We start from the raw sequence: 15,261 nt of genomic DNA, 5'->3' as shown, positions 1-15,261 counted from the left end.
GCAACAGCTAATCCCCCTCGGCGAGCCCGCGGGGGGTTAGACATAAATTAAACGGTGGAGAGCGCTATGAACAAGTACTTCAGCACCAAGTTGTCCCTATTCGTGTTTGCTGCGCCGGCCTTGCTGTTGTTTACCGTATTCTGCGTGTATCCGCTGCTCCCGGAGATCTGGATGAGTCTGCACAAGCATGACGGCTTCCGCAATCTGGGCTTTGTCGGATTGGATAACTACAGGGAAGTGCTGTCGACGCCTTCCTTCTGGACCGCCCACAAGAACACGTATCTTATCGTTGGAATATCGCTGCTGCTGGGGCTGCCCCTATCGATGATGCTCTCGCTATTTATGGATGTGCAAACGCCGAGGCTGCGCCGCTTTTTCAAGACGGCGGCCATGTTTCCCGCCATACTGTCGGTTACGGTCGTGGCCCAGATCTGGCTTGCGTTCTACGAGCCCAACTGGGGACTGTTCAACCGCATTCTTGATTCGATCGGGCTGAGCGCCTGGACACATTCGTGGCTGACGGAAAAGAAAACGGTCATGCCCAGCATCGGGCTGTCGTTCCTGTGGCAATATATCGGACTTAACGCGATCCTGTTCTATACGGGAATCAAGACGATCCCCAAGAGCTATTATGAAGCGGCCCTGATCGATGGCGCCAGCTTTGCGCAGGTGAGTCTCAGGATCACGATTCCCTTGCTGCAGAACGTCATCAAGTACGTATTGATTCTCTCTACATTAGGTTCGATGGCGTTCTACTCGCATGTGCGCGTCATGACGGCCGGAGGCCCCGGGGATACGTCGAGAACCGTGATCTACCAGATGTACTATACGGCGTTCGACACCTCCCAGTTCGGCAAGGGGACTGCCATTGCCGTGATCTTCATTGTTCAATGTCTCTTGATCTCCTTCGTCATCCAGCGGTTTGTGGCGAGAGGGAAGCTGGAGTTCTAAGCTAGGGAGTGATTTATCTGAAAGTGTTGAGCCGAGTTCTTTGGGTGGCCGTTGGCTGCACGTTTTTGTTTCCCCTGTACTGGATGGTAACGATGTCCTTGAAGTCCAAAAACGAGGCTTATGCCAATCCCTTCGGCATTCCGACCTCGTGGGACTGGCTGAACTTCGGCGAAGCCTTGTCCAAATATCATTTTTATACGTACTTTCAGAACAGCCTGATCTATACCGCAGGGACGATCGCGCTCACGCTGACGACCGGCAGCATGCTTGCCTACTGCCTCAGCCGGATGCAGTGGAGGTTCAATTCGGCGGCGCTGTTCTATGTATCGCTTGGGCTGATCGTGCCGATCGAAGTCGTCGTCATTCCCTTATTCCAGCTGATCAAGTCTCTTCATATAAAGAACAGCTATCTCGGTCTGATTCTGCCGTATTCCGGGTTCGCGATCGCGTCCTGCGTGCTCATGCTGTATGCGTTCCTGCGCTCTCTGCCCAAGGAGCTCGAAGAAGCGTCATGCATCGACGGAGCGAACGTGTACCAAACCTTTTTCAAAATTATATTTCCGATCGTCATGCCGGCGCTCATGACCCAATGTGTACTCATCTTCATTCGCATATGGAACGAGTTCCCGCTCGCTTTTATTATCGCCTCCAAGGACCAGTTCCGGCCGCTCACCGTCGGTCTGCTCAGTTACTTCATTAATGTGGGGGTAGCGGACTGGGGACTGATCGGCGCGAGCATGCTGCTGTCCAGCCTGCCTATGATTATCGTCTATTTGATCGGCAACGAAAGAATCGAAAACGCGCTGACGGCGGGAGCCATCCTCAAGTAAGGAAGCCGTGAGCGGAACAGCAGGTATCGTCAAAGACACCGTCAAGGTGTCTTTTTTGCGGTTCAAACGACTTTCCGTAAATCATCCCGAAAATATTCCTTATGCACAAACAATCGTCTCTGTGATTATGCAGGGATGCTGAGTATCATTGTTGGTAGCGCTTCCATGGCCGCTAAAAGCGCGAATCGCTCAAACCGCTTGAACGCAGCGCACAACTAGAAAGCATCAGGCTGAACGAGAGAGGGACGGGGGGGAGGACGGTGCGCCAGCGAGGGACCGGCACCAATACCGCTTAGCCGAAAACGTGAAAGAAATATATCCAAGGAGGTTTTACGAAAGTGAGAAAAAGGGCACTGATCTGGATGATGACTTTGGTTCTGATGTTTTCCATGCTGCCATTTGCAGGGGCGGCAGCCGCAGCCGACAGCAGCGCGCCGAGTGCAATCATCTATGTGGCGACGAACGGCAACGACAGCACAGGCGACGGAACGCAGGGAAAGCCGTACAAAACGGTTGCCAAAGCAAAAGCGGTCGTAAGGACGCTGCCCAAGACCGGCGGCGACATCGTCGTTCGAATCGCGGATGGATTTTATTCGCTTGACGAAACGCTGCTCTTTACCAAGGAGGACTCCGGCAGCGCAAGCAGCACGATTCGCTATGAAGCGGCACCGGGCGCGAAGCCGGTCATCAGCGCCGGTCAAATGCTGGAAAAGGGCGTATGGACAGAAGCTGCAGGCCTGACCCAGACGGGCGGCCTGAAGGCGTATAAAACGACCCTTAACCGCAGCGACAAGCTGCGCGCGATCTATGTCAACGACAAGCGCGCCAACATGACGACGAGCACGCAGGTCGTGTCGGCCAACAGAACCGTCACCGGCACGCCCACGGCCAGCTTCACTTCCGCCAATAACCCCTGGGCGTGGCGGGACGGCAGCGGCATCCGGGCGGGTATCGTATTCGACGCCAGCGTAGGTCTGACGGCGGACACGAAAAACCCGCAGAACATCGAAGCCGAAAGCGTGGGCGGCTCCACGGCCAGATGGGCGAGGCCGTTTGTCACCTTCGCGTCGATCGAACAGGCGCCGGCAGCCAGCAACAAGCCCGGCGGCGTCATGCTCCGGTTCCAGATGCCGTATGCGGCGATCTCGCAGTCCTTGAGCAATAACACGCAATACAATCCGGGCAACAACCAAGTCATCCGCAACGCTTTTGAGTTCCTCAACAAACGCGGGGACTTCTACTTCGATCAGGCGGAGAGCACGCTCTATTACATCCCGCTCGAAGGCGAGGATATCAATACCGCCGAGGTGGTCGTGCCAAGACTGGAGACGGTCGTCGACATCAGAGGCATCCCGGTTGGAGACCGGTTGAACCCGATCGCGGGCTCGGATGACGGACGCGTCAAAAACATCACCTTCAACGGCCTCAAGTTCGCCCATACCGACTACAAGCTGTTCGAGCTGACGGGCACCTATACGCTGAGCGACGGGTCGGGACCCGTCACGACCAGCTCCCGCGGATATGCGTCCGTTCAGGGCTCTATCGTCAACAAAGTTTACTTCCCGAGCAGCATCAACTGGCATGAGACGTTCTACCGCGGCTATGACATCCCGCCTGCCGTGGTCATGATCAACGCCGCGAGGAACATCAAGGTGCTGAACGGCGAGATCGGTCTGGCCGGCTTCAACGGCATCCATATCGAGAACGATGTCAAGGATATCGAAGTGACGGGCAACTATATCGTAGATACGCTCGCATCCGGTATTGTGGTCGGACATCCGCAGCATATTTACGAGAACGACCAGCCCATTAAGCATGAATCGAGCGCTTCGGTTGGCGGCACGCCGATCAGGAGCTGGGCCGGCGTCGACAAGGAAAAATTCGCAGCGGGGACGGAAGCCGTACCGGAAAACATTTATATTACCAACAACTTCCTGTACCGCACCTGCTACGGATTCCCGGGCGCCAACGCGCTGGCCTCTTTTTACACGACAAACATGCAGGTACTGCACAATTACATTTATGACACCACTTACGGTGCCATGAGCATCGGCTGGGGCTGGGACGAGTACGACGGGTTCGGCTTCACGGCCCAAGGCACCAACAAGACCGGCGGCCCTTACAATGGTACGCACGAGACGAGCGTCGCAAGGTCTCCGGACATTACGACAACCTCGAGGAACAACAAAATCAACTATAACCGGATCGAGGAAATTTGCACGGTCGTCAACGACTCCGGGGCCATTTACTCCCTGGGCCGGCAGGGCGATCCGGGTAATCTGCCGGGCGGCGGGACATGGGACACCGTCAACAATCTGACGAACGATCCCGTCACCGACAAGAACAGCAACTGGAACCCCGACAACTGGACGAATTTTACCGAGATGAACTACAACTTCCTGAATCCGAATCCGACCGACAAGCCGACGACCTCCAACAACTGGACGAACGGATTCCATCCGGACGAAGGCAGCACGTTCATCAAGATGATCGGCAACGTCGTGCAGTCCAAGCTCTCCCATGCTCCCGGGCAGAGCCGTCTCTTCGAGTTCAACAACTGGAAGCGCAAGAGCGATATGATCGCCGTCGACGGCTATGTGGACGGGAACAACAATCAAAATGGCGCGCCGCGGATTGTCAACAACAATTACAAGAGCGAAGCGCGCATCTGGCCGATCAAGGGCAACGAGATCGTATTGAACTCGGGTCTGGCCAACGAATACACGTACATGATCCCGAGAAGCCTCATTGCCGACACCGAGTTCGAGCTGGCTTCCAACGTCATCATGGGTAAGGGCGAGAAGCTGAATCGCAGAGGTCTGTTGAAGGCGCAGGATACGGTTTGGCTCGCGCCTGCGAACACAACGGCCTTCCAGGAAGGCAGTGCGATGACCAAGGCTGCCGGCAACGCCAATTCGATCAAGGCGCCGAATGCCGCGGGAGAATACAAGCTGTATATCCAATACGCGGACGGCAGAGCAACGGCCACGTCCAAGTATACGGTATACGTCGATCAGAGCGCGGCAGCGATCAATGTGACGGACGGGGAGAGCTACGACGTCTCAGCCGTGCGGCCGCTTGAGCTGACCTTGAGCGCAGACTACACCTATACGCTGAACGGCAATCCCGTGACGAGCGGGTACAAGATCGCTACCGAAGGAAGCTGGACCCTGGTCGGCAGCACGCAGGCGCAGCCGAATGCCGTCACCGTCAGCTTCAGCACGACCGTATCGGTGGCCAACAGGCTGCTGCCGGCCGACGTGTCCGTCGCGCCCGGCGGGAAGGTCAGATTTGCGCTCGATCTGAACGACGCGTCAAAGAAGATATGGATCTCCTCGTCGAGCGGCGGACACTTTGACGGCGGCGACGATGAGACGGTGACCTCCGGCGACAAGGTCGGGATGATCGCGCCCCTGCTGCCCGGTCCGTACATCATCTACGTACTGGCGGCAGACGGCGAAGTGCTCAGCCAGTCGCATGCTCGCGTCATCGTGACCGATACGACGCTGGCCGATATTCCGAGAGAAGGCCTCGACCTGTGGCTCAAAGCCGATGAGGGCGTGGAAAAAGACAGCAGCGGCAACGTGACCGGATGGACGAATATGGGAAGCGTGCCGGCGAAGCTGGTCCCGGCGAACGTCCCCGGCAGCGGCGGCGATAATCTCGGTACGCCAACCGGCAATCCGACGATTAAGAAGGACGTATACGACTATGTAGATTTTGCGGCGAACGCAAGGCCGCTCAAAGCTGCCGGCTTCAAGGATTATAACGGCAGCACGAAGATGACGATATACACGCTGGTTAAACCGACCGCCACGGCCAACAACTCCAGCGATCAAAGCGGTCTTGTCTACTTCGGATTAAACGAAGCATACCAAACCTGGGCCGCCAACGACGGGTGGAGCGGCATTAACCTCGGCGTAGGCACGAACAGAGTCAACATCCGCTTCGGCAACGCGGACGGCAGCGTATCCGGCGGCGGGCAGCAAATCGCCACTTCGGCTACGAACGATCTGGTCAGCGTACGGGCACAGCTGGACGGAGCGAACAGAGCCGTATATGTGAACAACAGCGTCATCGGCACCGGCACCAACGCCAAGGCTCTTGCAGGGAACAGAGCGGATCTGGGCGTAGGCTATACGATGGCGGCTGCAACGCCTTACCGCTTCATGGGCAGAGTGCTGCAGGTTCTCATCTACGACAGAGCGCTGACAGCCGACGAAGTGACGAAGGTAGAAACGTACTTCAACGAAGTCAAGGCGGGCCGCGGCGGAGCCGCGAATCCGAGCGCCCCGGCGGCGGTCGACAAGTCCTTGCTGACTGGCCTGATCGGGACCGCCAGCAGCCTGGATCAAACGAAGTATTCCGTCGATTCGTGGAACGGCCTTGCAAGCGCATTGAGCGGAGCCCAAGCCGCCGTCTCGAATAGCGAGATCGGGCAGGATGCGGCGGACGATGCCTACTACGCGCTGCGCGGCGCGATCCAGGCGCTCCAGCCGCTGCAGGAGCTTGGCGGCAATGTGACGCTGACGGGTCCGACTGTCGTCGTTGCGGGTCATCAAGTCCAGCTAGCGCTTGGCGTCAAGGATGTTGAGTCCGGATTCGACGCGCTGTCCTTCGTCGTTCACTACGATCCGGCGAAGCTCGAATTCGATACTGTCACAGAGGACGGCGACACGCGCCTGGCTGACCAGGCGATCTCGGTCACACGGCCGGGCCTGCAAATTCTGGGCACGGGCGTGAAGGCCGATCTCGGACAAATTATCGTTATTATGTCTACGCTCGGCACACCCGATCTGACAGGCGGCGAGCTGGTGCGGCTGATCGGCAAAGCTAAAAACGATGCCGGAGCAGGTATGGCGAACGTAACGTTAAGCGACTTTATCCTGTCGCTCGGCGGGACCTCCGAGGACGTCAACACAGACGACGTCAAGGTAAGCATTCAAATCAAGCTGGCAGACAGCTCAGCGCTCGATTCCGTCGTCCGCGAGGCAGAGGAACTGCTGGCTCAGTCGGTCGAAGGCACACAGCCTGGGCAATATCCGGCCGGCTCCAAGGCGATCGTGCAGGCTGAAATTGCGCAAGCGATCGCGGTCAGAGACCGTGCGGATGCTTCGGAAGCGGAGATCGCGCAAGCGATCGCGAAGCTGAATGAGACGATTGACCAGTTCAAGAGCAAGGTAATCGGGATTCCGACGCCGACTGCCGACAAGACCGCATTGATCGCGACGCTGGGCACTGCACAGGCGCAGCTGAATCAAGCGAAGCCGGGTACGAAGGTCGGGCAATACCCTGCTGCCGCCATCTCCGCGCTGCAAGCTGCAATCGATACGGCGAACGGCGTGAAGAACAATGCGGGCGCTTCGCAAGCGACGGTCGATCAAGCCGTCACGAGCCTGAATACGGCCATTCAGACGTTCAAGGCGGCGATCGTCACGCTCGTACCGGGTCAGACGGAAGTCACGATTCGCGACCTGTCGTACTTGTCGATGTACTTCGGCTTGAAGTCTACCGATGCGAACTGGAGCAAGGTCAACAAAGCCGACCTCTTCGGAAGCGGCGAGATTACGATCCGTGAACTGGCGGCTGTCGCCAGAATGATCATCAGCAACTGGATGAATCAGTAGGAAAGGGTTCCGGTCTGTTCGCGCTGGCGAACAGACCGGAGCTTTAGCTTATCATCGAAAGGGAGCCGAGGAAAATGGCCATACGTAAACTTGCAGCATGGATAATCGTCTTCTTTGCCATAAGCATCTGTATCATTCCTGCGGCTGCCGGCGCAGAAGAGCCGCCCAAAATTGAGTTGAGCATGCAAGTTGCCGGAGACAGCGTTCAAATTACGGCTGTCGGAAATCATCTGAACGACATGTACGCCTATGACCTCACCTTCCGCTACGATCCGAAAAAGCTGTCTTTTCAGAAGTTTACGAGCCCGATTAAAGGCTTCTCGGTCGAACCGATCGTCAAGGAGGATACGGTCCGGATCGCCCATACGCAGGTCGGCGCAGGAAACGGACTGAGCGGTAAAGTGGAAATGGCGACGCTCGTATTCAAGCAAGTCGCCGCCGCGAGCTCGACGATCAAGCTGATCGACGTTCAGCTGGTAGACTCGAAGCTGAATGTCGCCGAGATGAAGCCGCAGGTGCAAGTCGTCGTGACTGGCGGCTTGGCGCTGAAGGACATCGCGGGCCACTGGGCCGAGGCCGGTATCCGGCAGGCCGTCGGGCTTGGCTTCGTAACCGGGTATCCCGACGGAACGTTCGGGCCGAAGCGCCAAGTGACGCGGGCGGAGTTCGCCGTCATGCTCGTCAAAGCGATGAAGCTGAGCACCGTCGATCAAAAGACGGCGTTCAAGGACGCGATCGCGCCCTGGGCAGAGCCTTATGTGGCGACTGCGGTGGAGGAAGGGCTTATTGCCGGGTATCCGGATGGCACATTCCGCCCGGGCGCCGCGATTACCCGTGAAGAAATGGCGGTCATCATCGCCCGCGCGCTGAAGCTGGAGACGAACGGCCAGTCCAAGCCAGGCTTTGTTGACGATCAAAAGATTGCCCCATGGGCACTGTCCTCCGTAGCCGCAGTACAGGATAAGAAAATCATGAACGGCATCGGCAAAAATCAGTTCGCGCCAAAAGCCTATACGACAAGGGCGGAAGCCGTGATCGTACTGCTGTCGGTCGCGTGAACGGGCGAGCGGGGCGCCGGTCGGCTTGCCCGCGGGCTTCGTGCCGGAGCGCCCGCCCGGCCGCGGAAGCCGACCGGAGGCCGCATCTTCGTCAAGAGCGCCGGCTACGGCCTCGCGATCAACGAATCCGGCCGGTGCCGCTCCATCCAGGCGACGGCCCAGTCGACGAACGGCCGCATCTCGAGCAGCCGAATCTCGGCTGTGCCGATCCTGCCGACCTGCAAGCCCCGCTCCAGCTCGTACTCGCTGCCCAGGCGCACGAAGTCGCCGTCGTACACCTCCTGCGTCCGGTAGGTGACCCATTGCCGCCGGCCGCCCGCGAGGACGGCGCTGCTCTCCTCGACCAGCCGCTTGCCTTCGAAGACGGCGCGCGTCTCGGCCAGGTGCAGGGAGGTGCTCTTGTCGTGGCCGACGCCGATGAGCAGGATGCGCCCGCCGAGGCCGTACAGCCGGCCGAGCGGCGAATCCTCTCCGAAGATGTCGGAGAGGTCGTGATCCGCGGTCAGGTAGTCCGCATGCCGGCCGACCGCCGCGAACGATCGCGCCGGATGGTCGCTCCGCCGCGCGCCCGGCCAGCAGCGCAGCATCTCGGCCGCAGCGCCCATGCCGACGGACGGCGTGACCGCCTTGTCGTACGCGGGCCAGCCTTCGCGGATGGCGGGCCACCACGCCTGCGGCACGTCGCCGTGCACGCCGGTCGCCGGATCGAGATTAAGCCATGTCTGCGACGGCATCATCACGGTGCCCGTCTCGCCGACGAGCGCGAGCAGCGCGCGCACGAGCGTCTCGGCGCCGCCGACGACGAAGCCCAGGCTTGAGAGCGAAGCGTGGACGATCAGCTGCTGTCCGCTCGCGACGCCGCAGCCCCCGAGCCGCTCCTGCAGCTCGGCGGGCGTCAGCAGTGTACGGTTGTCGATTGCATATGTCATATCCGGTGGTCCTCCCCCATAGATGAACAAAAAGGCGAATGCGGGCCAGCCCGTCACGCGAAAAAGGTCCAACCTCCCGACTTGCAGAAGAGGTTGAACCTGGCGTTCATTGCCTTTAAGTTTGATTCCTACTGTATCGCGGATCGGGGCTGCGGGCAAACGCCGTTTTTTGGAGCAAGCGTGAGATAACCGGAGCTATATCGAGGAAATCTGGTAAAATGCAAAGAAAAACTAAAAATCTTTTCCATTTTTGCATATTGCAAACGCTTTAACAGGTTGGTTATGATAAAGAAGATCCGGATCGCCTATATGAAAATTTCCAATTTAAAGGCAATGCTACCTGACAAGGGTACAACCTCGGCACTTTGTGCGAACGAGGCTGTGCTCTTTTTTGTTGTATCCAAGCCCGTGCGCCGGCTGCGCTGCGGGCCCCATCCTACGACGATAAAGGGAAAGGGCGGTTGTCATGAAAGAGATGGCGAAAACGAACGAAACGCAAACGAAAGAGATGCCGACGAGCAAGCGGAATGCGGGGAAGTGGGGAGGCCTCGTGCTGCTGAGCCTGGCGCTCGCCGCGACGGGCTGCAGCTCGAACAAAAGCGAGAACGGCTCCGGCGCCAGCGCGTCCGCACCGTCGCAGACGGAATCGGCGGCTCCGTCGTCCGCCTCCGCCAGCGCCTCCGCGGAGGACGAGGTGAAGCCGGAAGCGGGCGCGAAGCTGGTCGTGTGGGAGGCCAAGGAGCAGCAGGCCTATATGAAGGAACTGGCGACCGCCTTCGAAAAGGAATACGGCGTCCCGGTCACGATCGAGGAGATGGCCGGCGGCGATCAGGGCGGGCGGCTCGCGACGGACGGCCCGTCCGGCTTGGCGGCGGATGTACTGACGCTGCCGCACGATCAGATCGGGCAGGCGGTCAAGGCGGGGCTGCTGCTGCCCAACGACCTGTTCGAGGAAGAGACGCGCGCCTCCGCCGTAGAGGCCGCGGTCAACGCCTCCACCTATGACGGCGTGCTGTACGGCTATCCGAAGTCGGTCGAGACGTACGCGCTTTTCTACAACAAGGATCTGGTGCCGAGTCCGCCGCAGACATGGGACGATATCGTCAAGTTCGCCAGCACGTTCAACGATCCGAAGCAAAATAAATTCGCGGTCATGTGGGAGTTCGTCGGTTATTATTCGTATCCGTTCATCGGCAGCTTCGGCGGCTACTTCTTCGGCGATAACAATACGAATCCGAAGGACATCGGCCTGAACAACGAAGGCGCCGTGAAGGGCTTCAAGTTCCTGCAGAGCCTGAAGCCGATCCTGCCGCTCAAGGCGGGAGACGTCACCTACGACGTGAAGACGCAGCTGTTCCAGGAGGGCAAGCTGGCGATGAACATCGACGGACCTTGGTCGGTCGGCGCGTTCAAGGACAAGGTCAACCTCGGCATCGCGCCGCTGCCCAAGACGCCGGACGGCCAGCCGTCGATCTCGTTCTCCGGCGTCAAGTCGTATTACGTCAATTCCTACACCAAGTATCCGCTCGCCGCGCGGCTGTTCGCGAACTTCGCCAGCAGCAAGGACAACCAGCTCAAAAACTATCAGATGACGGGCGCGATCCCCGCTAGCCGCGAAGCCGGCGAGGCGCCGGAGATCAAGAACGATCCGATCGTGAGCGGCTTCTACGAGCAGTTCACCCATTCGGTGCCGATGCCCTCCATCTCCGAGATCAATGCGATCTGGGAGCCGCTCAAGGCCGCCTTCATCACGCTGTGGGACCACCCGGACCAGGATGCGAAGACGACGCTGGACCAGACGGTCAAGACGATTCAAGCCGACCTGGCATCGAAATAAAGAATAGGTGGACGACCGGATGCGCAAACGAACGACAGCCGCCCTGCTATCGGCCCTGCTGATGGGACTCGGGCAGCTCTACAACCGCCAGACGATCAAAGGCCTGCTGTTCCTGCTCTTCGGAGCGGCCGGCCTGTACGGCGCGGCGTACAAATACCCGGCCTTCATCAAGGGGCTCGTCACGCTCGGCGAACGGCCGAGCGGCATGGTCAAGGTCGGCAAGCTGACGAAGATGGTGGCGGGCGACCACTCGATCTATATGATGATCGACGGACTGATCGCGACGTTCGGTCTGGCGATGTTCATCGGTCTGTACGCGATCAATATCCGGGACGCCTACAGCAACGGGCTGCTGCGGGAGAGCGGGCAGCGGCCGCCGGGCATCGCCGGGTCCCTCGCGGGGCTGGGGCGCCGCCACTTCGCCTACCTGGTGCTCGCCGTCCCGTTCGTGACGATCACGTTTCTGACCATTCTGCCGCTCGTCTTCTCCATCCTGCTCGCCTTTACGAACTATGCGGACCCGATTCTGCCCCCCGCCAATCTCGTGGACTGGGTCGGGTTCGACAACTTCAGGAAGATGCTCGAGCTCAAGGTGTGGAGTTCGACCTTCGGCGGCGTCGTCACGTGGACGCTCATCTGGGCGGTTGTCGCCACCTTCACGACCTACGTGGGCGGCATCGTCGTCGCGGTCGTCATCCACCAGCCCCGCATCCGCTTCAAGAAGCTGTGGCGCACGATTCTGATCGTGCCGTTCGCCATCCCGAACATGATCTCGCTGCTCGTCATGCGCAATCTGTTCAACAATCAGTTCGGTCCCGTCAACGGGTACCTGCGGGCGCTGGGGCTGGACGGCCTGCCGTGGCTGACCGATCCCTTCTGGGCCAAGGTCACGGTCATTCTCGTCAACATGTGGCTCGGCATCCCGATCACGATGATCCTCGTGCTGGGCGTGCTGACGACGATCCCCGGCGATCTGTACGAGGCGGCGGAGGTCGACGGGGCGGGCGCGCTGCAGAAGTTCAGGCTCATCACGATGCCGATGGTGCTGTTCTCGACCGCGCCGGTGCTCATCATGCAGTTCGCCGGCAACATCAACAACTTCAACGTCATCTTCCTGCTGACGAACGGCGATCCGGTCAACCCGGACTACCAGTACGCAGGGCATACCGACCTGCTCGTGACCTGGCTGTACAAGCTCGCGCTGAACCAGTCGCAGTACAGCTTCGCCTCCGTCATCGGCATCGTCATCTTCCTGCTCGTCGCCTCCTTCTCCATCTGGAGCTACCGGCAGACGCGCGCCTACCGAGAGGAGGACATGATCGCATGAACAACCGCCAGGTCGGAGGCACGGCCAAGCTCACCGCCAGCTATATTTTCCTCATCGCGCTCTGCGTCCTGAGCCTGTTCCCCGCGCTGTGGATCGTCATGTCGTCGCTCAAGACGGGCAACAGCCTGTTCAGCGATACGCTCATCCCGCGGTCGTTCACGCTGACGCACTACGAGGAGCTGTTCGCCAAGACGCAATACGCGGTATGGGCCAAGAACACGATCAAGATCGCGGTGATGTCGACGCTGCTCGGGACGTTCCTGCTGCTGCTCTCGTCGTACGCCATCTCCCGATACCGCTTCTCCGGGCGCAAGACGTCGCTCACCGTGCTGCTCGTGCTGCAGATTTTTCCCGGCTTCATGGCGATGATCGCGATCTACGTGCTGCTCAATACGATGGGCCTGCTCAATTCGCATTGGGCGCTCGTCCTCGTCTATAGCAGCGGGGCGATCATCACCCATATTTTCGTGGCCAAGGGGTTCTTCGACACGATCCCGAAAAGCCTCGAGGACGCGGCCAAGATCGACGGCGCCAGCCATATGCGCGTATTCTTCGCGATCATGATCCCGCTGTCGACGCCGATGCTCACGTACGCCAGCCTCATGATTTTCTACGGCAGCTTCGTCGACTTCATCTTCGCCGACCTCATCCTCCGCACCGAGGAGCAGCGGACGCTCGCCGTCGGGCTGTACCGGATGGTCAATCAGCGCAACTCGACCGAGTTCACGCTGTTCGCCTCGGGCGCGGTGCTCGTCGCGCTGCCGATCACGGCGCTCTTCTTCTTCCTGCAGCGGTTCCTCGTGGACGGGCTGACGGCGGGGGCGAACAAGGGGTAAGAGACAGGCGCGGGGACGGCCGAAGCCGGAGCCGAAGCCGAAGCCGAAGTCCGAGCCCAAGCCCAAGCCGAAGCCGAAGCCCAAGCCGAAGTCGAAGCCGAAGTCCAAGCCGAAGTCGAAGCCGAAGCCGAAGCCGAAGCCGAAGCCGAAGCCGAAGTCGAAGCCGAAGCCGAAGCCCGAGCCCGAGCCGAAGCCGAAGCCCAAGCCGAAGCCGAAGTCCGAGCCCAAGCCAAAGTCGAAGCCCAAGCCGAAGCCCAAGCCCAAGCCGGAGCTGAAGCCGAAGCCCGAGCCCGAGCCCGAGCCGGATATACGTTTATCCGATATTGATATATGGCGCTTGCCCTCGGGCGGGCGCTTTCTTTTTGGGACGGCAACGCCCGATTCGCGTCCGGAGGAACGGTTTAATACATGTTGTTCTGAATACTAACAGCTAGGGGGACACACATGTATCGGCAACTACGCGCGATCGGCGCCGCTCTGTTGGGCATGACGGTTATCGGTTCGGCGGCATTGCCGCTCGGCGCCGCGCAGGCGGCTTCATTGGGATCAGGCGGGGCGAAGACGGCTGCTGGCGCTGCGACGGCGACGTTCCAGGATCGGGACGCGCAGGCGGGGGAGATCGGCGGCATTTTATATTTTGATGAAGACGAAGCGTCGTCGGCAAAAGGGTACGAGGCTTACCTGGCGGATGCCAAAGGCAAGCGGTACGGGAAGGCGCTGGGCGTATATGTGGCGGATCGGCATTCGTTCGTCATACCCGAGAATACGAAGATCACGAGCCGGGCCGCGGCGCTGGGCGTATACGCCGTGGCGGACAACGGCAAGGCGGCGGACACGCCGCTCGCGACGGCGCCGCTCAGAGACGATCCCGCGTACAAGATCGGGGATCTGAAGTTCGTGGATGCCAATCCCGACATCGGCGCCTGGGCGGCCGTAAGCTGGTCTGATCCGGCGGACGGGTCGAGCTATGACGGCTATCTGGTCAAGTACCCCGGCGGACAGACCAAGATCGCGAGAAAGTCACCAGGCAAGTACACGCTGCCGCTGCGCGATATCGGCATTCTCGGCGCAGTGTCGGTGACGCCCTATCGCGGGACCGCGCTCGAATACAGCGCGGGCGGCACCGTGCAGGCTTACGACGATATCGGCCAAGAGAGCGTGGATCTGCTGACGCCGGGAGATGTAAATTCTCCCAGTGCGCCTGTATCCGATATTCACTTCAAGCCGGTCGTCTCCAGCGGCAAGACGCGCGTGTCCGGCGAGCTCAGCTGGTACGACGCGGCCAGCGCTTCGGCGGTCAGCTATGTCGTCTACAGCGCGGATGCGGCCGGACAACCGATCCAGCCGCTCGTCGACGTGACCAACGACTATCCGTTCGACGGCAGGGAGGTTCGCGTGACGCTGCCCGAGTTCAAGCTGAAGGGCAGCGCGCAGGTCGCCGTCTATGCCGTGCGGGACGGCGGCCGCGGCAGCTCCGCTCCGGTGGCGGTGCCGGTCGGCGGCGACCCCGATCCGCTGTTCGCGGATACGGACGCGGCGGCCGGGCGGATCGGCGGCACCGTCTACGTCATGCCGCGTTTCCCGGCGTACGGGGCCAAGCTCCAATTCGTGGACGCATGGCTGTGGCCGGTCGGCGAGCCGATCGACATCGTGCAGGGCGAGAGCCGCTACTTCGAGATTCCGGCGGGCACCGAGATTCCCGAGGGCGCCTGGAAGCTCGCCATCTACGACAACGGCGGCCTCGAAGGCAGCGAGTTCGAGAAGGCGCCGCAGTATATCGGGTTCGAGGATAAGAAGTGAGGCGTTAGGGATCGAGGTTTAGATGATCTCGTGCCCCATGAACAATCGTTTTTATGATGACGTTCC

At 59.9% G+C, this 15,261-nt stretch carries 9 protein-coding genes; 8 read left to right on the top strand and 1 reads right to left on the bottom strand.

The annotated features are described in order from the left end of the window. The first annotated feature begins 66 nt into the window (after nucleotides 1–66). The 4 genes from VQ071_RS13745 (at nucleotide 67) to VQ071_RS13730 (ending at nucleotide 8,466) form a co-directional block, all read left to right on the top strand. On the top strand, nucleotides 67–951 hold the full coding sequence (locus VQ071_RS13745) for a carbohydrate ABC transporter permease (RefSeq protein WP_340514585.1): 885 nt from the start codon (nucleotides 67–69) through the stop codon (nucleotides 949–951). A gap of 92 nt (nucleotides 952–1,043) precedes the next feature. Next, nucleotides 1,044–1,781: a carbohydrate ABC transporter permease gene (locus VQ071_RS13740; RefSeq protein WP_340514584.1), complete on the top strand. Its 738-nt coding sequence runs from the start codon at nucleotides 1,044–1,046 to the stop codon at nucleotides 1,779–1,781. 338 nt (nucleotides 1,782–2,119) lie between these two features. Further along, a complete protein-coding gene (locus VQ071_RS13735) occupies nucleotides 2,120–7,408 on the top strand; it encodes a cohesin domain-containing protein (RefSeq protein WP_340514583.1) in 5,289 nt (1,762 codons plus the stop codon). Nucleotides 7,409–7,590: 182 nt separating this feature from the next. Beyond that, nucleotides 7,591–8,466, top strand: a complete 876-nt coding sequence (locus VQ071_RS13730; RefSeq protein WP_340514609.1) for an S-layer homology domain-containing protein — start codon at nucleotides 7,591–7,593, stop codon at nucleotides 8,464–8,466. A 104-nt stretch (nucleotides 8,467–8,570) separates the two neighbouring features. On the opposite strand, the gene VQ071_RS13725 is transcribed toward VQ071_RS13730, so the two are convergent. Beyond that, nucleotides 8,571–9,395 (bottom strand): aminoglycoside N(3)-acetyltransferase, encoded by an 825-nt coding sequence (locus tag VQ071_RS13725; RefSeq protein ID WP_340514582.1) that lies wholly within the window; start codon nucleotides 9,393–9,395, stop codon nucleotides 8,571–8,573. 466 nt (nucleotides 9,396–9,861) lie between these two features. On the opposite strand from VQ071_RS13725, the gene VQ071_RS13720 reads away from it, so the two are divergent. The 4 genes from VQ071_RS13720 (at nucleotide 9,862) to VQ071_RS13705 (ending at nucleotide 15,195) form a co-directional block, all read left to right on the top strand. Then, nucleotides 9,862–11,232, top strand: coding sequence for a sugar ABC transporter substrate-binding protein (locus VQ071_RS13720; RefSeq protein ID WP_340514581.1), 1,371 nt, complete (start codon nucleotides 9,862–9,864; stop codon nucleotides 11,230–11,232). A 19-nt stretch (nucleotides 11,233–11,251) separates the two neighbouring features. Beyond that, on the top strand, nucleotides 11,252–12,559 hold the full coding sequence (locus tag VQ071_RS13715; protein ID WP_340514580.1) for a sugar ABC transporter permease: 1,308 nt from the start codon (nucleotides 11,252–11,254) through the stop codon (nucleotides 12,557–12,559). After that, nucleotides 12,556–13,395 (top strand): sugar ABC transporter permease, encoded by an 840-nt coding sequence (locus VQ071_RS13710; protein WP_340514579.1) that lies wholly within the window; start codon nucleotides 12,556–12,558, stop codon nucleotides 13,393–13,395. The genes VQ071_RS13715 and VQ071_RS13710 overlap by 4 nt, the downstream gene beginning before the upstream one ends. A 444-nt stretch (nucleotides 13,396–13,839) precedes the next feature. Continuing rightward, nucleotides 13,840–15,195, top strand: coding sequence for a hypothetical protein (locus VQ071_RS13705; RefSeq protein ID WP_340514577.1), 1,356 nt, complete (start codon nucleotides 13,840–13,842; stop codon nucleotides 15,193–15,195). The last annotated feature ends 66 nt before the right edge of the window (nucleotides 15,196–15,261 follow it).

It is taken from the genome of Cohnella sp. 56 (assembly GCF_037963805.1).
GTDB lineage: Bacteria > Bacillota > Bacilli > Paenibacillales > Paenibacillaceae > Cohnella.
This window is presented reverse-complemented; position numbering and strand designations above follow the sequence as displayed.